This is a genomic window from Acinetobacter sp. YH12138 (assembly GCF_015218525.1).
In the GTDB taxonomy this organism is placed as follows: Bacteria; Pseudomonadota; Gammaproteobacteria; order Pseudomonadales; family Moraxellaceae; genus Acinetobacter; species Acinetobacter amyesii.
In genome coordinates, this window is record NZ_CP048670.1 from 200,584 (window position 1) to 221,736 (window position 21,153).

Consider the following 21,153-nt stretch of genomic DNA (forward strand, 5'->3'; position numbering starts at 1 on the left):
GGTATTTTTTAATAGCTATTTTTAAGTTCTGATCAGTCATACTTTTAAACTGTGTTTTATAGATGGAAAAGAAAATTGGAAATTGCAGTCATCGGTAGTGGCATGGCTGGGCTGGCTACCGCAAGAATTCTTAAAGACGCAGGGCATAACATTACAATTTTCGAAGCTCTGCCTGGTCGTGGTATGGATAGCCACAGCACTGAGTTTGAAGGCGGCTTGATCGATGCCCCTTTGCGTGTGATGAATCCACACCTCTGGAAAAATACTTTAAGTTTGGCGACCCATTTAGGGATTAAAACTTTCCCTGTCCGTACCTATATGGCATGCAGTTGGCTATTTGAAGATCGTACAGAAACGTGGTTGACCACCAGTCGTAGCCGTATTGGTAATTTCCCAATTATTAATAACCGTAAAGGCTTACAACAATATGGCTGGCGTTTAGTCAAAGGAATGTTGCAACTCAAAGCCGCGATCACTCGATTTTTTAAATCAAAAAATCAGGACATCACGCTTGCCGAGTTCATTAATAAAAATGAAATTGAAGAAGTATTTTGGCATGGTGCGGTCATGCCTGTGTTGTATACCATTTGCACCTGTAACCCGAAAACGATTGGCGAATGGCCTGCAAAACCGCTATTGATTTTCTTGCGTCAATTGACCAATGGTGATGCCTTGCTGCGTATCCAAGGTGGTACACCTGCGTTGGTTGATAAACTGATTGAAGGTTTAAATATTCAAAGTGGTACGGCAATTACCAAAGTGCACGAGCAAGACGATAAAGTCTTGGTGGAAACTGAGGCGGGAGCACATCATCTATTCGATCGTGTAGTTGTTGCGACACCAACCACCAAAACGGAAGAATTTTTAGATTCAACCCAGTTTGCTGACGATATGGAGCTCTTAAAGAAATTTAAATTTGAGCAAGGTCAGTTGGTGATTCACACCGATCAAACCGTGATGCCGCCGAAGCGTAAAGATTGGTCTGTACTGAGTTATATGATGGACCGTAAATTTACCCGTCAGCAATTTACCGTGTGGCTTAACTCAATCGAGCCGAGCTTGGTAGGTAAAACTCCAGTGTTCCAAACTTGGCAGCCAGTGACACCGATTGATCCTAAAAAAGTGATCTCTTCGGTCAGTTTGACACGCGCAGTGGTGGATTCACATACCGTGGCGCTGAATAAAGAGTTACAGCAACGACATTTATCCCCTGAGCGTAAAGTCTTCTTTTGTGGCTCATGGTCTTGCGATGGTCTGCCGATTTTAGAGTCCGCGGTAACATCTGCTATGCATATTGCAGAAATTTTTGGTGCGCCATTGCCGTTTGTGGGTTTAAAACCTAAAGTGGAGGTTGCCCCTCAACTCGGTTACTAACATGAAATGGCTTCAAGCAATTCGTCAGTACGTCCCTAGCCATAAATATGCGATTAACAGTCGATTACTCGGAGATGATGCGGAGCTTGCTTGGAGCAATTTGGGCTATTGGGATGATGCAAAATCATCCTATCCTGCAGCCTGTCAAAAACTCGCTTTATATCTTGCCGAATCCATTCAATTAAAATCTACAGATCGTGTTTTAGACCTTGGTTGTGGGCAGGGCGCGAGCTTGGTTTTTTGGATGGAACATTTTCAAATTCAAAACTTATCCGCAGTCGAATTGCAAACCGAATGTGTGGAAAAAATCCAAAAAAATTTAAATTCAAAAATCAAAATACAACAAGATTCATTTTTGAATTTAAAAAATATTTATCCACAAAACTGTATGGATGCCGTACTGTGTATTGATGCTGCGTATCATAGTGATTTGAATTTATTGCTTTTATCGATATTTCATGTTTTGAATTCAAAAGGGCGCTTTGCTTTTCACTATTTAATGTTGTCCGATACGTTTTTGAATTTAAATTCATTACAGCGACTGAAATATCAAAGTCTGTTGAAAGCAGCAGATGTGAATTTGAAAAATTTAAATTCAAAGCAAAATTTACAACACCAAGTGCAACAGGCAGGTTTCGAAAATATCCAGATTGAAGATATCAGCGAATTCGTATTTCAGGGTTTTGCCGATTATATTCAAGAACAAAAAAGTCAGATGAGCCTGAGTCATGTGGATCAATTCAAAATCAAGATGACGGCAAAATTGTGCGAAAAGTTGTATCGAGACGGGCTGATTCGTTATGTGCAGATTAGCGCGAGGAAGCCATAAAAGAGCGGCTCTAAAAACATCAAAGCCTCACTAAAAAGCGAGGCTAAGAAATGGTGCCGGCACACGGATTCGAACTGTGGACCTACTGATTACAAGTCAGTTGCTCTACCAACTGAGCTATGCCGGCGTTGTGGAATGCATTCTACAGATTTTTTGAAGTGGTGCAAGTTAAAAAAACAGCAAATCGAATGTAATTTATACGTTTGATTTATTCAGCATTCGACCGATGTTTGGCTCTAAAAACCAGAGAAATAAAATTAGGCAATGTTTCGCCCACAAGATGTGGGCGAAAAAGTAGGATAGATGAACGTTGGGTGCTATTTCATTCTTAAAATTTGGTCTAGATCCTGTGCGCATTCTTCAAGTGTATATGCCATCTCCAGTTGCATTTGGGGGCGGAGTTCATTGGCGAGCTTTCGCCATTCGTCAATCAGACGCTGTGCTTTTTGAATTTTATGTTTATTGATGTCTTTGGCAAGGGTTGGGGTATAGCCACCACGTTTGGCGTTCTTGATCTGCTTAACATAATTCTGGCTGTTATTCATGTTCTCTCCCGAATAGCAGTGATATATGAAAGGTGTTTTTTAAGTTTTTCGTTGATCAAGTTAAAAGTACCGCAATCGCGTTTCAGTTCTATGATGTTTAAATTAATGAATAATTTTTTGAATAGTACCTATATTGAGAGGATGATTAATTTTTAGCATAGGCTTAAGTAATTGTCTTTAGAATATAAAATTTGTATTTGTAAATAAACGTGTCTTTCTTGCTGCCAATAAAAAATCCATAAGTCGTGCATTAGGAAAAAAACGTGTGAATTAAATCCATCAATCAGGACTCAAATATTGTGATGTCATTGAGCCAAAAAGTTTAAAGATCAATTAGGTAGAAATATTTAATATTGAGGACAATAAAATTAAAAAAGGCCTAAACTTTATCAATTTAGACCTTAATTCTGCTTGGCATTGCAGTTTATTCTGGCGGTGAAAGAGTCCGTCAGGTTTAATATCTAAATATATGAAATAGTTAAACATAAAAAATCAGATCTGTAAATGTACCGACACTTATACCGCCAAGGGTAATTTACCATGTACTGATCGAGACTTTGATTCTTTTACATTTAGTGAGCTGCTATCAAAATTTCACTTTGGCATAGATTACAGATTATATATTTGTCAGTGTAATCATACTTGAACTTTGCGAATCTATAATTTTTCAGATTTAATTGCCAATCATATATTGAGCAGACAGGACATTCTTCTTTATCTTCACTTTTATTAAGTCCGATAAAACTAAGAGTTTCATTGGTGGTTAGGAAGAAAGAGTTTAATTGATACATTTCTAATAGTGTTTTATGTTGGTCATTCTCTTCTTCACCTTCTGCAACAAAATTAGTTAAATCATGGTAGCTATCTAAAGCTCCAATTTTTGATGAAAAAAATTTAAAGATCGTTCCATGATCACTAATATTTTTGTTCCAAATCTTATCTATAAAGAAAGCTCCGACTTTGAAAAGCTTTTCAAGGCTGATCTCTGTAGATCGACCGCTATGAACGAATTTATTCCTCATAATCCGAAGATGTTCAAAAGAGTCTTTCAAAGAGATATCTTCGGTAGACTCGTAAATGACAGCATAAAGTTTGAGAAGGTCTGTAAAACCATGCATATAAAATTCGTCAAAATCCATGGCTTTCCATTTTATATCAGCTAAATCTGCTATCAATAAAAGTGGAGAATGCTGAGCAATTTTATATTTCAAATAGTTTTCAATAGAAGAGAAAATTAATAGGGCAACATTACCTACTTTAATAGGTTCAGCTTCACAAAACTCTTCATCATCGAATCCACATTCGGGCGAGAAGAAAGATTCAAAGTTTGTATCATCAGGGCATAATTTTACCAATATTAACAGTGCCTCAAAATATAAGTCGGCACTTATCTCTAAAAAATCTTCAGGTGAAGGTATATTTTTTATCATAGATAATAATCCTTAGGCTCAGGGAACAATAGCTCAAGGTGTTGGGGTTTAATTTTAAAAAGAGGTCCTTTTTCTGTCGTCTTCCCTGTCATGTCTTTACGTTTAATTAAATGATCCATAGTGATGATCTGTTGCTCCATTAAAAGTAAGAACTGGCTAGCTAAAGGGTTTTTAGTATGCGTAACTGATTTAAGTGAGAAATATTCATCTCCACTCGTTGATCGGGTATCGGCCTTAATCCAGAAGGTTTCTCTATGCTTTTCGAGTAGTTTATTTCTGAGAGTCTGACCTAACCAGCTTACAATATTTCCATCTTTTTCATGAACTTCATGCAACATATCGTTATTAAAATCGATATCAAAACCTAAGCCTTGGGAATTATATTTATTTGCTGACAAGGTGCAGTATAGCTTTAGATCATTGTCTCGTTGGTAGCCATATTTATCTACGATTTCCTTACTGCTCTTTAGTATGCTGATTGACCAATCCGGCACTTGGGCAAACAAAGTACTACGATTAGATGTCTTATTAAGTCTTGCGGATTTTAATTCGATTCCTTTGTAATCTGGGTAAGGTGATGAATTAGCAGGAATTCCCAACGCTTGCTCAATGGTCATTCCAATCGCCGTATCTCCTGATTTGATAGCCTTTAATGCACCCTGTTTACTTAATATCTGAAGCTTTTCTAATAGTTCTTGTGCTATGGCTTCGTAGTCATTGATGATCTGATTAAGTATTAGATTTTGAGTTAAGTCTAATTTTGAAATATTGAATACGTAAAGTTCACCTTTTTCTAAAATTAGAGCAATTTCATCACCAGCTTGAGCACTATTCTTTAAGCCGTAAATCCAGATCCTAGGATCGCCCTTTTTAGTCTCTGGGCGGTATAGACTGACTTTCTGACTTTGAGCATCGTTGTTTGCGATAACTAAGACACAAGGATTTAAAACTTTAAAGCTTGTACCTTGAAGTTGTTCATCATAATTATGATATTGACGGTCTTTAAAATAAGCACGTAGTGAACCTACTGCATCCATGATGGATTTATCTAAGCCAGTTTGGGTGATAGATAATAAACCGAAATCAATGCCTTTCTGAGCAAGATATTTTCTATTTTTTAATGAAAGTTCATTCTGTTGGCTTGTTAGTGTTACTGGAGCTATTTGATTCATATTATAAAAATGATAAGGCCTGGACTTTTGTTTTAGTCTACTTTAGAATAAATGGGTTTTAAAAAATTATATGAGTATATTTTGAACTATATCGAGCTATTTGCCGGTTGTGGTGGTTTATCTTTAGGTCTTGAAGCTTCAGGCTATAATTTGGTTATGGCAAATGAATTGTCTCCAATGGCTTCAGAAACATTCGCATATAATTTTTTTAATGAGAATTTAGATGGTAAAGGTTATCCGCAGCATACGTTATGGATAAATTCTAACTTTTCCAAAGAAGAAATAAACAAACGATTACGTGAGAATCCTAAAACATACCCAACGATAGCAGAAGGGGGTTTTAGTGATATTGATGAAAGTTCAAATCTAAATAAGAAACTGTTAGTAGGTAGTATTGTTGATTTAAATAATCTTTTAGAACAAAGCCCGCAATTACTTCAGCAAATTCAAGACAATGGTCTGCCTAATGGATTGGATCTAGTGTCTGGCGGTCCTCCATGTCAAAGTTTCAGCATGGCAGGTTTACGCCAATTAGGTAATGAAAGGAATACATTGCCTTGGGAGTTTGCTAAATTTGTTGATCATACAAAACCTAAATTCGTGCTTTTAGAAAACGTAACAGGGATTTTAAGAGCCTTTAATACTGAAAAAGGGCAGTTTTATGCTTGGTATGAAGTTGCTAAAGCCTTTGCTGGAATTAACTATGTACCGCTTTGCCTGCATGTGAATGCTAAATACGCTGGTGTTGCTCAAAATCGCCCAAGATTTATCTTGTTAGGTGTACGTGAAGATGTTTATAAGAAAATTGAAAATCGCTTAAGTAGTGTTGAAAAAGAAGCATTTTTGAGAAGCTTCAATTTTTTTGAAAAAGTAAAAGCTAATCCTGAATTAGAGTATGGCCATTTAAACTATTATGATGTAGATAATGATACCGCATTTTTTGAAGCTTCATTTCTAAAGCCTTTAGTTAGATTCAAAGGGAGAGAATTTTCAGTCCAAGATGCCATTCAGGATTTATCTGTAACGGCTAAATTAAATCAATCTAAATATGTTCATGAATTGGACAAGCTTTTTAATCCGTTATTGGGATTACCTGAAGCATTAAGTAATTACGAATTACGAGCAAATGGAATCCATGTACAAAAACGTTTCAAGCTTTACCAAAACTTGAACTTAGTTTCAAAAGACGTGAAAAAGGAAGTTCAACAAGTCTTAAAGGGTAATAGTGACTCTTTATCAGAAAAGGCCGTTAATGAAATTTTACCGCTAGAATTTTTAAATGAAGAAAGTAAGCTCATTAGATTTGAGGATCGAAGTACATTATTAAATTATTTAAAAGATCATCAAACTAAAAAGCAAACACAAAAAGCTTTACTTCCTAATCAACCAGCTCCAGCAGCTTTGTCTATTCCGGATGATGCTTGTCATTATAGTGATTTGAGAACGCTTACAGTACGTGAAATGGCTCGTATACAATCTTTCCCGGATAACTTTAAGTTTCTATCCAAAGTAACAACTGGGGGGCAAATGCGTAAGTTTGAAGTGCCTCAATACACGCAAGTTGGGAATGCTGTTCCGCCGTTGCTGGGATATGCCCTAGGTCAATCGATAAAGCACTTAATCAATTTATATAATCAAGAATAGTTGATAAAATGGTGGTACTTGTGCCCACCATTTTGTGTTAAGTTTTAGATAAGTTGTGGTCAAAAATAAACTATAAGAACTTTTGTTGACTTGCAATTTTTATGAATGCTCTCCATACCGCAATTGTTAGAATCTGTAGGACTTCGCTCATTTGACGGTATAAATTTCAGGAAAAACCTGACTCACTCCCTATTATAGTCATCTGCGAGCAGATACCGTCAAAAGTACCGACAAATATGTCGGGATACTACTGGACTGTGCTGTAATGTACAGGCGTAAAAAAGGCTTAAATCCTTGTTGATTCAAGCCTTTTGCTACTGCTTTGGATTGCAGTTCTTTTCGATTTGGCGGTGAAAGAGGGATTCGAACCCTCGAAACGCTATAAACGTTTACACACTTTCCAGGCGTGCTCCTTCAGCCACTCGGACACTTCACCTTTTGCGCGGTGGATAATAGCGAAAAAAATATATTCTGCCAAGAGAAACAATTGAATTAGACAAAAACATCTTGAGCGGTGCTATGATTCGCAAAAATCCTGTCTAAATTGAAGACAATTATATGCAAAGTACTGCACAAAAAGCCGCATTGCCTGCCATCACCTTGGCAGCTTTGGGCGTAGTATTCGGAGACATTGGGACGAGCCCGTTATATGCGCTGCGCCAATGTTTCCTCACAGCACACTTGGCGATTAGCGAAGCGTCTGTGCTGGGTATTCTGTCCCTGATTTTCTGGTGCATCATGCTGACGATTAGTTTTAAATACGTCAGCATCATCATGCGCGCAGATAACAATGGCGAGGGCGGCATTATGTCGCTGTTGGCCTTGAATCTACGAACCACACGAATTGCCGAAAACAAAAAAATTTACCTGATTGCCCTTGGCTTTATTGGGGCATCTTTGTTCTTTGGTGATGGGATCATTACCCCCGCAATCTCTGTGTTATCTGCGATTGAAGGCTTAAGTATTGCGACGCCGATGTTTAACCAATGGCTGCAACCCTTATCGATCGGTATTTTGGCGGGGCTATTTTTAGTGCAACGCCATGGCACAGGCACGATGGGTAAATTCTTTGGTCCCTTGACGCTTATGTGGTTTTTATCCATTGGTGGTTTTGGACTATGGAGTATTTCGCAAACGCCATTTGTGTTGACCATGATCAGTCCGCATTGGGCTTTCAATTTTGTGGTACAGCAGCCCTATGTTGCATTCTTGACCATGGGTGCGGTCATCTTGACGATGACAGGTGGTGAGGCAATCTATGCCGATATGGGGCATTTTGGCCGACTCCCAATCCGCTTGGCATGGTTTATTGTGGTGATGCCGTGCTTGCTGTTGAACTATGCGGGTCAAGGTGCTTTGCTACTGCGTAATCCTGAAGCTTTAGCCAATCCATTCTATATGCTGATTCCTGAATGGGCATTGTATCCAATGATTGCTTTGGCAACAGCGGCCGCGGTGATTGCCTCTCAAGCGGTGATCACAGGGGTATTCTCTATGGTCAATCAGGCGATTCAATTGCGTTATTTGCCGCGTTTGACAGTGAAACATACCTCTGAAGTTGAACGTGGTCAGATTTATTTGCCATTTATTAACTGGGCATTGTTTATCTCGGTGCTGATCTTGATCTTGCTGTTTGAAAACAGTGCGAATTTGGCCAGTGCGTACGGCGTAGCTGTGACCATGACCATGCTCTGCGGTACGATTTTGATCTCAGTTTTAGCTTATGGTTTATGGCGTTGGCCGGTTTGGAAAGTGGCGATTTTTGCAGTTCCATTTTTATTGATTGATTTGATTTTTGTTGCATCGACATCATTAAAAATTGCAGCGGGCGGTTGGGTTCCAATCCTGATTGGTGCGGTATTGTTTACGATTTTAATGACGTGGAAAGATGGTCGGGCATTGGTGCTCAATCGACTCGGTAAAGATGCCTTGCCTATTGACCTGTTTATTCGCAGTGTCAGCATGGGCAGTGAAACCAAGTTTGTTCCAGGTGATGCGGTATTCTTAACTGGAACGCCTGAGATCGTGCCTCATGCCATGTTGCATAATATCAAGCACAATAAAGTCCTGCATGAACGCAATATTATGGTTACGGTCAACACCCGAGATGTGCCATTTGTACCCGAAAATGAGCGGGTGATCACGGAAAAACTAGATGATCGATTCTATCGAATCACGATGTTTTATGGGTTTAAAGATCAGCCGAATATTCCTGCCGCTTTGGAGCATGCGTATCGTGAATTGGGCTTTGAATTTGATCTTATGCAAATCAGTTTCTTTATTTCCAGAGACCGTATTATTCATACCTTGGGTGAAGGCATGGCACCTTGGCGAGAAAAGCTGTTTATCTCTATGCAGCGAAATACCAGTCCAGTCAGCGATTTTTATCAAATTCCAACCAACCGTGTGGTTGAGTTGGGCAGTCAGATTGAAATTTAAGACTTAGATTGAACTTTTAGGCATAGATTTAAAAGTTAGACACGAAAAAGCCAGATCAATTCTGGCTTTTTTTTATCTGTAATAATTAAACTTTTTTAGTCCAAAGACATAGAGATCATTCTGTTGCTTTTTCCTGGGAGGAGTATGCGAGCAAAACAACAGAATGAAGATGTTGCGTTATTTCATCCTTGAAAATACGCTGATTAGTTGATTGTCGCGTCTACATCTGCAGAGGCTTCAGGCGCAGCTTGGATGGCTTCGTCAGCAACAGGTGCTTCTGGGTTGGCTTGAATTGATGCATCTGCAGGATTTGCACTTTGAGTTTCAGGTGCTGCCATAAAAGCATCTTGTTGTGCTTGAGGAGCTTCAGGCAATGCAGCCGATGCGCTATCGGCATTCACTGGCGCTTCTGCAGAAGAGGCAATGACGGGTGCAGCATTGGCATCCGTTGCTACGGCTTCAGGTGCTTGCTGTGCTGTTTCCACAGGTGCTTCAGTTATCACGGCTTCAGGTGTATTGGCCACTGCCGTTTGTTCAGTTGGAACGGACTGCTCTGTAGGTGCAGCAGCTACACTTTGTTGTTCATTTGCGAGTGCATTTTCCGCTTCAGTCACGGCTTGTTCAGCATTTGCAGGGACTGCAGGGGCATTCGGATCGATTTGGTTTGCCTGAGCCTGTTCAGGGTTTAATGGCTGTTCTGTTGCAGCGGCATTGACTTGTCCGGCAGGAGCTTCAACCAATTGAACTTGGCCACTTGAAACTAAGTCCTGAATGGAACCAGGTTGACCATTCACGGTGGTCACAATTTTGACTCTAGATAAGCTTTCTAATGTATCACCGGGTTGAATCGGCGGTTCTGCAAATGCTGCTGCGCTCATTAAACCTGAAATTAAACCTAAACCTAAAATTTTAGAATGCATAATCACTCCGTATATTTTTATCGCAATTTTTCGTATTTTTACCTTGTCATAATTCTTGAGGCGAATTCAATGAAACATACGCAACTGCTTCATGACCTCCTATAAAGAACTGCACAACTGCGACATAAAGTTACATCAACTGCTGCTTTGTTAAACAATATTTGTGTGATTGTTAAGCAAATTAAAAAAGAAAAGTGTACTAAAATTTGCACCCTTGCTAAGCTGCGGAAAAATAGTCCTTTTAGAAGTCATTGTTGTAAGTCATGGTCAAAAAGAAACGCAATTCAGCAAATCCGTTTTCACAGTTATTTGGGCAAAATGGCATAAAAGTGCTGTTGGGTCTGGTGGCAACAGGAAGCTTTGCTATTGCTTTCGGGCAAGAAAAAATTCAACAACTTGTTTCTATGAGCAGCACTTCAAATAGCGCCTGTTTGGACCAATTTTATCGTGAAGTGCCACCTTATTTGGTCCGTGAAAGCCTACATAAAAACAGTTTTCCACTGTGTTTTAATGGCTTTAATGTCATGTATTCAGGGATATCCAAGACACCGCTTTGGGTTGCAGAAGCATTAACCCCCGCACGCCTGAGTCAAAAAATTCCGCGTGAAGATAACTTTCATGAAGAGACTCGCGTGCCGTCTGAATATCGGGCTTTGCTTTCAGACTATAAATCTTCAGGCTATGACCGTGGACACATGGCGCCAAATGCCGATATGCCCAATAAAGCTGCGCAGTTAGACAGTTTTTCTTTGGCCAATATGGTGCCGCAAGCTCCCAAAAATAATCAGCAAGTGTGGCGTGAGTTAGAAGAAGCCACACGGGCGATAGTGACCAAACAAAAGCAAGATGTCTATGTGGTAACGGGGCCGGTATATAGTGCGAAAAAATTAAAAACCATCGGACAAGGGGTCATCGTGCCGACCGCTACTTATAAGGCGATCTATTTGCCGAAAAAAGGTGTTGCAGGCGTGTACTATGCAGACAATACCTTGCGTGATACGGCACCGACAGTCAAAGTCATGAGTATTTGTGCGCTAGAAGAACTGACTGGAATTAATTTCTTTCCAGAATTAACCGAAGACCAAAAGCGTAATACCTACCGTTTGCCACTCAAAGCCACCCAAGTCAAAGCAAATCAAGACATCGCTTATTTGCATTGGGATGCTGAAAGCCAGTGTGCTGCAGATGTCGCAGAAGACAAGATTTTAAGTTTGCAAAAAGAGTTTAAATCGAGTGGTGGTTCTGTGGGAGAGACATCCATGGCAAGCAGTGAAAATGACAACAATCAAGATGCCTTGGTCAAACAATTGATTGAAGAAATTTTGCAATATCTGCTACAAATTTTGAAATAATCAAGCAGATAATAGCGTTGAACTGCGAGCGATGAAGAGGATCATTGCTTGCAGTTGAAATCTTTTTCACGTATTTCTATTGCTGCATCACTACAACAAAAAAGAAGGATATCCAACATGTTTAAAGCATTTGAAAATGATACAGCGTCGCATGCAATTCATGACTTAACACTAGAAAATGGCCAAGATCGAATTAATATTTATGGCAACTTACAGGTGACGAAAGACCAAGCTGGTTTAGCTGCAGCGAAAGCTTTACAGGCATTTTTCAATGATGTGGTGACCACGCTTGAGGCAGAAACTAACTTAGCTGAAAAAATAGCGCAGGGCGGTGAAGACAACGAAGTGGAAAATCCATTTCTTTAATGCTGTGTCATCGGCTGTCGAAGGACGCAATGCTCAATTCGGGATGAATGAAAAAAAGCTCACAGGTTGTGAGCTTTTTTTGTGGCGTATTTTTCTATTTATGCGTCTTTTGCCATCAGTTTATAGATGACCGCACCAATCACTGCGCCAATGATTGGGGCTACCCAAAACAGCCAAACTTGTGACAGCGCAGCAGTTTCAGCAAAGAATGCGACACCCATACTACGCGCTGGGTTGACTGAAGTATTGGTGACGGGAATGCTTATGAGATGGATCAATGTAAGCGCAAGACCGATCGCAATTGGGGCAAATCCAGCAGGGGCACGTTTATCCGTTGCTCCCATGATCACAATCAGAAAGCCAGCCGTCAGCACAATTTCAATGATTAAGGCTGAGAGCATAGAGTATTTGCCCGGAGATAATTCATCATAGCCATTGGTGGCAAAACCGCCGACGCCGGTAAATCCGGCCTGACCTTGCACAATGATGAATAGAATAAATGCGGCGAGGGTTGCACCCAGCAATTGAGAAATAATATATGGAGCCAGTTCTTTCGCTTCAAAACGACCGCCAGCCCACAATCCGATACTCACGGCAGGGTTAAAATGTCCCCCTGAGATATGACCCAGCGCATAAGCAGCCGTTAATACCGTTAAACCGAAGGCCAGTGCTACGCCAGCGAAGCCAATGCCAAGTTCAGGAAAGGCCGCAGCCAAGACCGCACTACCACAACCACCAAAGACCAGCCAAAACGTACCAATCAGTTCTGCTAAATATTTATTCATTTAAAACTCCATTTGTTTTTGTCATTTGGAATAGATTTTCAATCTTTCACTCAGCATGAGTGCAATCTAGTTGTGAAGTGTTGTTTTATTCATTTATTGAATATGCATAGATTTAATGGATTTTGCGGAAAATCACAACATTTAAAATGATAACTGTGTCACATTTTTAACTTGCTGCTTCAATTTGCGATAAGCGCCATTGCTGTGGGGTTAAGTTTCGCCATTGTTTAAACGCACGTTGAAACGCACTCTGTTCTGAATAACCCAGCAGTAACGCAATTTCTTGCAAACTTAAATGCGGGTCTCTTAAAAATTCTTCTGCCATCATGCAGCGGACTTCCTGCATACGTTGCTGATAGGTGCTGCCTTGTTGTTGTAAATGGCGTTGTAATTGTCGGACGGACAGATTCAGTTGCGTAGCGACATGTTCAATTTGGAACTGATTTTTTTGCAAACCCATTAAGATGGCTTGCTGTAAGCGTTGGTCGATTTGCGTGGTATTCGGCAGCTTTTCCAATAAAGACTGTGCCTGTTGCATCAACAGTTTTTGTAAGGTCTGATCGCCTTGGGAAAAGGGACGAGACAGTTCTTGAATGGGAACAATAACCTTCGACTTTTCTTGGGAAAAACGAACTTTGCAGCGAAAATATTGTTCATATTGAGCGACATTTTTTGGTGCAGGATTATGAAAATGTACTTCGTGTAAATTGATATCTTCAAAACGCATGAATAATTTTAGAAACTGCAGCATTAACGCAATCGCAATTTCATCGGTCAATTGATTGGCCATATTCATGGGTAAATCATTCCAACCGATAGAGAAAAAATCATTTTGAATATCAATCAGCAATGGACTGCCATCGAAGATTAAGCGATGAAAATCATGGTAGCGGAGCAGTGCTTCGCCCAAGTTTTCACAGGACAGAGCAATATACGCAATAATGCCAATATGTTTGGGTTGCACATGTTCTGCAATTTCTAAACCCAGCGCCGGCTTTTGGATCTTTTGATCTAAATCCATCAATAAATCACGCCAAACGGCATAATCAAAACGCTCTAAGTTTTGAACTTTATTCAATTTTTCAGGAATAGCAATGCCTTGAGCTTGGTGATAAGCATAGAGCAAATGGCCGAGTCCTCCATAGACCGATCCTGTATAGTCCTTGAGTTGTTGCATATTTTTTTAATTCTAAATTTTGTCGTGTTTTGTCAATAATATTAAAAAAAACGGTCAATATCTAGCCCTTTTCATTACCTATAGTGGAGCTAAGAAAAGGAGATATTGGTCATGTTAAAAGGTTTTATTGCAGGGTTGGTCGTCGCCAATGCCTTTGAATGGTTCGCACATAAATATGTTTTGCATGGGACACATCGGTCAGGCAAGCCACGTTTTAGTCCAGTACCGAAAAGCATGAAATCACATTGGGAACATCATCGTGAAGTTCGAAAAACAGATTTTCATGATCATGGCTATGTTGAAGGTGTACAGAACTGGCGCACGAAAAATGAAATATTGTCACTGGTGGCAGTTTCAGCCGTATTTGTCCCGCTGTTTTATCCTATTTCCAAAGGAATGAGTTTGTCGGTACTGTATTGTGCAGGGAATTATTATTATATCCATCGTCGCGCACATCTTGAGCCAGAGTGGGCGATGAAAAAGATTCCATGGCACTATGACCACCATATGAATTCAAATCAGGATGCCAATTGGTGTGTGACTAAGCCGTGGTTTGATTATATTTTAGGGACTCGGGTGATCTCCTCGGCGAAATTACAGGAACAGAATCCACTGGGTGTGCTACTACCGACAGCGATTGCCAAGCCAATGTCACACTGGGTGAATCGGGTATTTCCTGCAAAGTGGGTCGCTGAGCGTGAAAAGCCAGCTGCACTTCTTGAAACGGTCTAATATGAATGCACTGTGCGTTTTGACAACAAGCGTTGCCATTCAATTGAATTGTCGCAATTTGTCAATAAATTATGAATCTACTGTCAATCAAATGCAGTGCAAATGCCCTATATTTAAATCATCAAAAGGCTTGTACACGACGAGTTGATTGATGAAGTTGCTATGTATATTTTTTCATTTGTTTTAAGTATCAGACCAAGTGCTGTAGTTTTTCTTGGTTTATAGGAGCCGACAAGGCTCCTTTTTTTATGTCTATAGTAAATGAATTTTATGGACGATGCTCTGCTACAACGTCAATGACGTGGCATCAAAGCAACAAGGCAAAAAAAGAGCGAATCATCGCTCTTCTTCAATCTTCATTGAAAATGAATCAATTAAAGGCGCATTTCAATGCCTTGTTCTGCTAGATATTTTTTCGCTTCAGGAATGGTGTGTTGACCAAAGTGGAAAATAGAGGCTGCAAGCACCGCATCTGCACCGCCTTTTAAAATACCATCGGCCAAATGTTGTAGATTACCGACACCACCAGAAGCAATGGTTGGAATGGTCACACGGTCATTAATATTACGCATCAGTTCAATGTCATAACCAGCTTTGGTTCCATCAGCATCCATCGATGTGATGAGTAATTCACCTGCACCGAAGTCCGCCATTTTTACTGCCCATTCGATGGCATCGATACCGGTTTCTTTACGACCACCGTGGGTGAAAATTTCCCATTTATTATCGCCGGTTTTTTTCGCATCAATAGCAACCACAATACACTGTGCGCCAAAACGCTGAGAGGCTTCTTGTACAAATTCAGGATTATAAATAGCCGCAGAGTTAATCGAAACTTTGTCCGCACCAGCATTTAATAACAGGCGGATATCTTCTACTTTACGCACGCCACCACCGACTGTTAATGGCACAAATACAGACTCAGCCATACGCTCTACTGTACGGTAAGTAGTATCACGACCATTTGAGGTTGCGGTAATGTCTAAGAAGGTAATTTCGTCCGCACCTTGTTCGTTATAACGGCGTGCAACTTCAACTGGATCGCCTGCATCACGAATATCAAGAAATTGAACACCTTTCACTACACGACCGTTGTCCACGTCGAGGCAAGGAATAATACGTTTAGCAAGCATAATTTTTTCCAAAAATAACAGCCGATTATGAAACTTCGCGACTTAGATGCTACACCTTAGTAGTCGGAGCGGTTATTCTATCAAAAATATGTAAGTTTTTTCGCAGGTTTTCTATGTCGGTTTATACCACTTTGACTTTAAAGGAAGTTCAGGATTTTGCAGCACCTTATGGACTGGAGGTGATTGACCTGATTCCGATTCAAGGCGGTATTCAAAATACCAACTATTTTATTGTTTGCGAAAATGGCACGCAGTATGTATTAACCGTTTTTGAAGAGATGGACGAGCAAGGTGCAGGGGAATTGGTGCCTGTACTCGAACACTTGGGGCAGGCTGGTCTAGCTGTGCCTGTACCACTGAATCATTCGGGTAAAGCGATTCATAGCTTAAAGGATAAACCTGCACAGATTGCGCCACGCATGCAAGGTCAACATCCCATGCCTGCGAGCTTAGCGCAAGCAGAAGCGATTGCTGTAGCCCAAGCGAAAATGCATGTGGCTTTACAAGATTTCCCTTTGGAACGTGCAGAATATCGTGATCATGCTTATTGGTTACAAGTTTCACGTAATATACGTCCAACATTAAATGAAGCTGATACCACGTTACTTAACAATCTGTTGGGCTTATATGACATCTTAACGGCGATGTATCCAGACCGTCCTACCGGTTTTATTCATTCTGATCTGTTCCGTGACAATACTCTATTTGAAGGCGATCAACTCAACGGCATTTTAGACTTTTATGAGTTAAATAAAGACGAACTCTTGTTTGATATTGCTATTACTTTAAATGACTTTTGTACTGAATATCCGGATGTACATTTGAATGAAGACAAAGCCATTGCCTTTTTAAATGCCTATGAAAGCGTGCGTCCATTAACCGCAGATGAAAAATCATGCCTAGAGTTATATTTGGCGATGGCGGCGGGTCGCTTCTGGATGATGCGTTTACAGGTGGCACAGAAAAATGCGGCAGAAGGCCGTACAGGGGATGATATTTTGCAGAAAAACCCTGCTGAAATGCGTAATATGCTGATTGAACGATTAAAATTCGTCACAGCATAAATTTTAAAAACAACGAGAGGGAAAAGCATGCGTGATCAAGGACGCTTAGTAGAATGGTTTGATGACAAAGGCTACGGCTTCATTCAACCGAACGATAGCACCAAAGATCGCGTATTTTTGCACATCAAAGACTTTTCCCGTCCCGGCCCACGACCAATCGTGGGCTGCGCGTTGGATTATGCTGTGATCTTAGACGAACGCGGACGCTTTCGTGCGCAGCAAGTGCATTATTTAAAAGCCTCACAAACCAAAGCTACACAACGCCCCAATAAAAAAAATGTGGTGCAGATGCCGCGTCAGGCACAGCCGATGCAAATCTTGTGCATTGTGTATATCCTAGCCTTGGCGGGCTTATCTGTGGCGGGTTTACTCAGTGGCATGGTGCTGCTTTTTGTGAGTATTATTAATGTCCTGACCTATTGGTTCTATGCTCAAGATAAAGAAGCTGCGCAAATGGGGAACCGACGTGTGCCAGAAAATACACTGCATCTTTTGTCTTTTTTAGGTGGGTGGCCGGCGGCATGGCTGGCTCAGCAACGTTTGCGGCATAAAACACAAAAACAACCATTTCGAAAAATATATTTCTGTACCATAGCTTTTAACATATTACTGATTTTATGGCTGATTTCACCATTTAATATCCTGCATATTTAGGGTGGAATGATCCGCAAAATCATCATGACGGAGAGCGAAATGAATTATTCTATTGATAAAGATCCAAACCGCCTGCTCACGATTATTTTGTATATTCTTTATATTGTGGCGATTTTTTCTGCCGGCTTGCTTGCGGTCCTCGCGCTGATTATCAATTACGTCAAACGCAGTGACGTCCGCGGTACGATTTTTGAAAGCCATTTCACTTGGCAGATCCGTACGTTTTGGTGGTATCTCATTTGGAACATCATTGCTTTCGTGCCTTTTATTTTTCTGTTCTTTACCGGCAATAATGCCAATGCTTTTGCAGGTGTAGCACTGGGAGCGAGTACCTTCTGCGTCACGGTAATCGGACTGTCTTGGTTATGGATTGTGTACCGCGCGATTAAAGGTTTAATTCGTGTCAATGACAACCGACCGATGTATGAGTAATGCGAGTTCAGAACTTTTTGGAATAAAAATCTTAGCATCAAAAAAGCGACCGTATGAGTCGCTTTTTTGATCTAATAGAGGATGCAGAAATTAGCGTTTCTTTAACCATTTCGGCCGCCATTCACTCACAATCACACCAAGCACTACACACAGTCCACCAATGAGAGCGAGCGGTGTTAAGCGTTCACCCGCAAGCCGCCCAATGATTGCGGCCCAAACCGGTTCACCTGCATAGATGATTGCCGCCTGTGCAGGATCAACCATACGCTGCGCCCAGTTCATCACCAGTTGAATCACGGCGCTGGCCAGCCCCAATCCGCACAGTACAGCGATTAATGGCCATTCAAATTTGGGCAATGTGGTTTCACCTACCAGTGGAGCAAAGCAAAAACAGAACAGTGAAGCAAATGCCAATTGTAGAACCGTCACTCTGCGTAGATTGACGCGGGGTGCAAAATAACTGATCAAGATAATTTCAAAGGCAATGGTAATTGACCCGAGCAACGTAATGATTTGTCCAAAATTGAGCTGAATAGCCCCAAAACCATTACCAGTTAAAAAGACCAAACCGACAAAAGCCAAACTTACACCTAGCCATGTCATCAGATGTGGTTTATGCCGAAAACACAGCCACATAAAAATCGGAACCAGCGGCACATACAGCGCAGTTAAAAAGGCCGATTCGCTGCTGCTGATACTTTGCAAGCCGACCGTTTGCGTCGCATAGCCGATCGCAATCACCGCGCCAATACTTGCGCCCGCAATGACATCATATTGAGAAAAATGTCTAAGATATTTGAGCGATAACAGACTCACAGCCAGTGTTGCTGCGGCAAAACGTAGACCGACAAACAGAACGGGACTGCTAAAATTTAAACCGTATTGCACGGTGATAAAACTGGCGCCCCAAATCATGGTAATCAGGATGAGTGCGAGCTGCGGAAACTTGGCTTTCCAAGCAGATTGTACGGTTGGCATGTGTATTTGAATGTTCAAAGAGGAGAAATAAAAAAGAGGCCCGAAGACCTCTTTTCTGCTCGGGCAAATTATAAGCTTTGTTGATCAAGCAGTAATTGAGCTTCACGAAGGTTCAATGTCCCTTCATAAATTGCACGACCAGTAATCGCACCTAAAATGCCCGGTTGGCCTTTTAAGTTACGTACGTCGTCAAGGTTAGTCACGCCACCCGATGCAATAACAGGTAAGCCTGAATATGTTGCAAGGTTTACGGTTTGTTCAACGTTCACACCTTGCATCATGCCATCACGTGCGATGTCGGTGTAGACGATGCTCGATACGCCGGCATCTGCAAAGCGTTTTGCCAAATCAGTAGCTTTCACATCAGTGACATTTGCCCAACCATCCGTTGCTACCATGCCGTTCATGGCATCGATACCGACAATGATATGGCCTGCAAATTTTTTGCACGCTTCTTCAACAAATTCAGGCTCTTTTACCGCTTTTGTACCAATGATGACAAACGATACGCCTGCATCAAGGTAGTGTTCAATGGTTTCAAGAGAGCGGATACCACCACCAATTTGAATTGGTAATTCAGGCTGTGCTTTAGCAATCGCTTCAACCACAGGCTTATGAATCGGTGTACCAGCGAAAGCACCGTTTAAATCTACCAAATGTAAGCGACGCGCGCCTTCATTTACCCAATGCTGTGCAGTTGCCACTGGATCGTCAGAAAATACGGTATCGTCTTCCATACGACCTTGTTTTAAACGGACACATTTGCCATCTTTCAGGTCAATTGCAGGGATGATCAGCATGCTTTCGCTCCTTGCTCAATCAAATTAAGAATGAATTTGTACCTAATCTTATCAAATAAACGGCTATTCACTAAATGCTAATATCAGAATTGATGAATTAAAAAAGCCTGACATGTGTCAGGCTATTGCAAATAGAGGATTGGATTTTATTCTTGGTCTATAAAAATGCGCTGTGTATTAGTGTTTTTAGTCATTAAACATAAGCGGTTGTTTGTAATAAATCGATGTTTACGGATTGAAGTAAGCTACCGACATCGTATAAGCCTTGATTGAGGGCTGTGGTACTTTCACCGACCACCTGAACGAGATCACCGACCACAGGGAGTTCAGTGGCAATCGATGTAATCGGTACAATGTCATCCAGTAAGGCATCTAAAGTGCCTGAAACATCTTGCACGACACTACCCATACTTGCTAAAGGATCATTCAGGACGGATGTTAATAATTCGCTAGGATCAATACTGGCTACATAGTCGCCCGTTTCAGCCAACAAGCCTGTTAAATTCCCCGTACTTTCGCCTACTGCATCCAATAGACCGCCCAGCAATGGCAGGTCAGAAAGTACATCTGTGATTGGTGCAGCCACGCCACTGAGATGATCAACCAAACCTGCAACTTCCGTCACGGTTTGGCCGACCACACCAGTTACGCCATTGAGAGCGGTTTGTACACCGCCGAGAAGATCACCTGTCGCTAGTTGATCGGCTACCGCATGTAAGCCATCACCTAAGGTGCCGACCAACTGATTTTCAACCGCGAGTACTTTTTCGATGGTCCCACCAATGAGCGGAAGCTCAGTCAGTGCATCCGTTAAGGGCGCTGTTAAGCTACTTACGGTCTCTAATACGCTGTCTACTGTATCCAAAACAGTATTTAAAACCAGTCCAACCGCTTTACTGATCCCTTGTAAAGTCAGGCTGAGTACACCGCTGATTTTTCCTGTAAATAAGTTCAACATGTCAGGTTCTCCAAGCTTTTAAATTATGATGTGTTATGTATTTGGCAGACTTGTTTTAGCAAAAGGAGATTGATGAAAACAAATTATGAAAGTATAGAAAGAATGAGATAAATCATGTAATTCTGCTAGAAAACCCCAGAGAGATCAAAACCTTAGCTGAATAAAAATATAAATGTATATTAATGTAATTAAAATGAGTTAAATCAAAGATATAAATGTACTTAAAAGGTGCGATTTTATTGTTTTTAGACTGTGTTGTGACTATTTTTAAGGCAATAAGGTACTGTTTAAATCTCTAGTGCAAATAAACTGCAAATTCATTGGCACTCTTCAGCCGATCTTTGCACTTGGTCATGCCATAGATTGGGG

Annotated in this window: 20 protein-coding genes and 2 tRNA genes; 10 read left to right on the forward strand and 12 right to left on the reverse strand. The window is 40.9% G+C overall.

Annotation, left to right across the window (positions count from 1 at the left end; genetic code table 11):
* The first annotated feature begins 75 nt into the window (after positions 1 to 75).
* Entirely contained in the window at positions 76 to 1,374 is a 1,299-nt protein-coding gene (locus G0029_RS00925) for an FAD-dependent oxidoreductase (RefSeq protein ID WP_180084408.1), read from the forward strand.
* Position 1,375: 1 nt separating this feature from the next.
* Positions 1,376 to 2,203, forward strand: coding sequence for an SAM-dependent methyltransferase (locus G0029_RS00930; RefSeq protein ID WP_180109637.1), 828 nt, complete (start codon positions 1,376 to 1,378; stop codon positions 2,201 to 2,203).
* A 51-nt stretch (positions 2,204 to 2,254) separates the two neighbouring features.
* On the opposite strand, the gene G0029_RS00935 is transcribed toward G0029_RS00930, so the two are convergent.
* From G0029_RS00935 to G0029_RS00950, 4 genes are all read right to left on the reverse strand, one after another.
* Positions 2,255 to 2,330, reverse strand: a tRNA-Thr gene (locus G0029_RS00935).
* 190 nt (positions 2,331 to 2,520) lie between these two features.
* Positions 2,521 to 2,748, reverse strand: coding sequence for a hypothetical protein (locus tag G0029_RS00940; protein ID WP_078190515.1), 228 nt, complete (start codon positions 2,746 to 2,748; stop codon positions 2,521 to 2,523).
* A 572-nt stretch (positions 2,749 to 3,320) separates the two neighbouring features.
* Positions 3,321 to 4,178 (reverse strand): hypothetical protein, encoded by an 858-nt coding sequence (locus tag G0029_RS00945; RefSeq protein ID WP_180108164.1) that lies wholly within the window; start codon positions 4,176 to 4,178, stop codon positions 3,321 to 3,323.
* The gene (locus tag G0029_RS00950; RefSeq protein WP_180108165.1) at positions 4,175 to 5,350 is read right to left on the reverse strand and encodes an MvaI/BcnI family restriction endonuclease; all 1,176 of its coding nucleotides are present in this window, start codon (positions 5,348 to 5,350) and stop codon (positions 4,175 to 4,177) included. Before G0029_RS00950 ends, G0029_RS00945 begins: the two co-directional genes overlap by 4 nt.
* Positions 5,351 to 5,431: 81 nt before the next feature.
* Here G0029_RS00950 and G0029_RS00955 point away from each other — a divergent pair, with 81 nt between their 5' ends.
* Positions 5,432 to 6,994 carry a DNA cytosine methyltransferase gene (locus G0029_RS00955; RefSeq protein WP_180108166.1) on the forward strand — a complete coding sequence of 521 codons (1,563 nt, stop codon included), beginning with the start codon at positions 5,432 to 5,434 and terminating at the stop codon, positions 6,992 to 6,994.
* Between the two features lie 345 nt (positions 6,995 to 7,339).
* On the opposite strand, the gene G0029_RS00960 is transcribed toward G0029_RS00955, so the two are convergent.
* A tRNA-Ser gene (locus G0029_RS00960) sits at positions 7,340 to 7,430 on the reverse strand.
* Between the two features lie 122 nt (positions 7,431 to 7,552).
* Between G0029_RS00960 and G0029_RS00965 the strand changes: the two genes are divergently transcribed.
* On the forward strand, positions 7,553 to 9,433 hold the full coding sequence (locus G0029_RS00965) for a potassium transporter Kup (protein ID WP_078193161.1): 1,881 nt from the start codon (positions 7,553 to 7,555) through the stop codon (positions 9,431 to 9,433).
* Positions 9,434 to 9,636: 203 nt separating this feature from the next.
* Here the strand turns inward: G0029_RS00965 and G0029_RS18530 are convergent, their stop codons facing one another.
* Positions 9,637 to 10,353 carry a hypothetical protein gene (locus G0029_RS18530; protein ID WP_180109638.1) on the reverse strand — a complete coding sequence of 239 codons (717 nt, stop codon included), beginning with the start codon at positions 10,351 to 10,353 and terminating at the stop codon, positions 9,637 to 9,639.
* Positions 10,354 to 10,616: 263 nt separating this feature from the next.
* Between G0029_RS18530 and G0029_RS00975 the strand changes: the two genes are divergently transcribed.
* Both G0029_RS00975 and G0029_RS00980 read left to right on the forward strand, forming a co-directional pair.
* Positions 10,617 to 11,705 (forward strand): DNA/RNA non-specific endonuclease, encoded by a 1,089-nt coding sequence (locus G0029_RS00975; protein WP_180109639.1) that lies wholly within the window; start codon positions 10,617 to 10,619, stop codon positions 11,703 to 11,705.
* A 117-nt stretch (positions 11,706 to 11,822) separates the two neighbouring features.
* Positions 11,823 to 12,071 (forward strand): hypothetical protein, encoded by a 249-nt coding sequence (locus G0029_RS00980; RefSeq protein ID WP_078193158.1) that lies wholly within the window; start codon positions 11,823 to 11,825, stop codon positions 12,069 to 12,071.
* A gap of 98 nt (positions 12,072 to 12,169) precedes the next feature.
* On the opposite strand, the gene aqpZ is transcribed toward G0029_RS00980, so the two are convergent.
* Positions 12,170 to 12,856 (reverse strand): aquaporin Z, encoded by a 687-nt coding sequence (aqpZ, locus tag G0029_RS00985; RefSeq protein WP_180035460.1) that lies wholly within the window; start codon positions 12,854 to 12,856, stop codon positions 12,170 to 12,172.
* Positions 12,857 to 13,022: 166 nt separating this feature from the next.
* Positions 13,023 to 14,033: an AraC family transcriptional regulator gene (locus G0029_RS00990; RefSeq protein ID WP_180109640.1), complete on the reverse strand. Its 1,011-nt coding sequence runs from the start codon at positions 14,031 to 14,033 to the stop codon at positions 13,023 to 13,025.
* Positions 14,034 to 14,144: 111 nt separating this feature from the next.
* Between G0029_RS00990 and G0029_RS00995 the strand changes: the two genes are divergently transcribed.
* Complete coding sequence (locus tag G0029_RS00995) at positions 14,145 to 14,765, forward strand: hypothetical protein (protein ID WP_180109641.1); 621 nt, start codon at positions 14,145 to 14,147, stop codon at positions 14,763 to 14,765.
* A 374-nt stretch (positions 14,766 to 15,139) separates the two neighbouring features.
* Here the strand turns inward: G0029_RS00995 and hisF are convergent, their stop codons facing one another.
* Positions 15,140 to 15,901 (reverse strand): imidazole glycerol phosphate synthase subunit HisF, encoded by a 762-nt coding sequence (gene hisF, locus G0029_RS01000; protein WP_320109244.1) that lies wholly within the window; start codon positions 15,899 to 15,901, stop codon positions 15,140 to 15,142.
* A 110-nt stretch (positions 15,902 to 16,011) separates the two neighbouring features.
* On the opposite strand from hisF, the gene G0029_RS01005 reads away from it, so the two are divergent.
* Genes G0029_RS01005 through G0029_RS01015 form a run of 3 tightly spaced genes read left to right on the forward strand, consistent with a single transcriptional unit; the run spans position 16,012 to position 18,048 of the window.
* The gene (locus tag G0029_RS01005) at positions 16,012 to 16,962 is read left to right on the forward strand and encodes a homoserine kinase (RefSeq protein WP_180106109.1); all 951 of its coding nucleotides are present in this window, start codon (positions 16,012 to 16,014) and stop codon (positions 16,960 to 16,962) included.
* Between the two features lie 27 nt (positions 16,963 to 16,989).
* Complete coding sequence (locus tag G0029_RS01010; RefSeq protein ID WP_180010574.1) at positions 16,990 to 17,616, forward strand: DUF1294 domain-containing protein; 627 nt, start codon at positions 16,990 to 16,992, stop codon at positions 17,614 to 17,616.
* A 39-nt stretch (positions 17,617 to 17,655) separates the two neighbouring features.
* Positions 17,656 to 18,048, forward strand: coding sequence for a DUF4870 family protein (locus tag G0029_RS01015; protein WP_168378990.1), 393 nt, complete (start codon positions 17,656 to 17,658; stop codon positions 18,046 to 18,048).
* Between the two features lie 90 nt (positions 18,049 to 18,138).
* On the opposite strand, the gene G0029_RS01020 is transcribed toward G0029_RS01015, so the two are convergent.
* The 3 genes from G0029_RS01020 to G0029_RS01030 all read right to left on the reverse strand — a co-directional run bounded on the left by G0029_RS01020 (position 18,139) and on the right by G0029_RS01030 (position 20,784).
* On the reverse strand, positions 18,139 to 19,026 hold the full coding sequence (locus G0029_RS01020) for a DMT family transporter (RefSeq protein WP_180024922.1): 888 nt from the start codon (positions 19,024 to 19,026) through the stop codon (positions 18,139 to 18,141).
* A 68-nt stretch (positions 19,027 to 19,094) separates the two neighbouring features.
* Positions 19,095 to 19,826: a 1-(5-phosphoribosyl)-5-[(5-phosphoribosylamino)methylideneamino]imidazole-4-carboxamide isomerase gene (gene hisA / locus G0029_RS01025; RefSeq protein ID WP_078190493.1), complete on the reverse strand. Its 732-nt coding sequence runs from the start codon at positions 19,824 to 19,826 to the stop codon at positions 19,095 to 19,097.
* Positions 19,827 to 20,019: 193 nt separating this feature from the next.
* Positions 20,020 to 20,784: a hypothetical protein gene (locus G0029_RS01030; RefSeq protein WP_180109642.1), complete on the reverse strand. Its 765-nt coding sequence runs from the start codon at positions 20,782 to 20,784 to the stop codon at positions 20,020 to 20,022.
* Between the last annotated feature and the right edge of the window lie 369 nt (positions 20,785 to 21,153).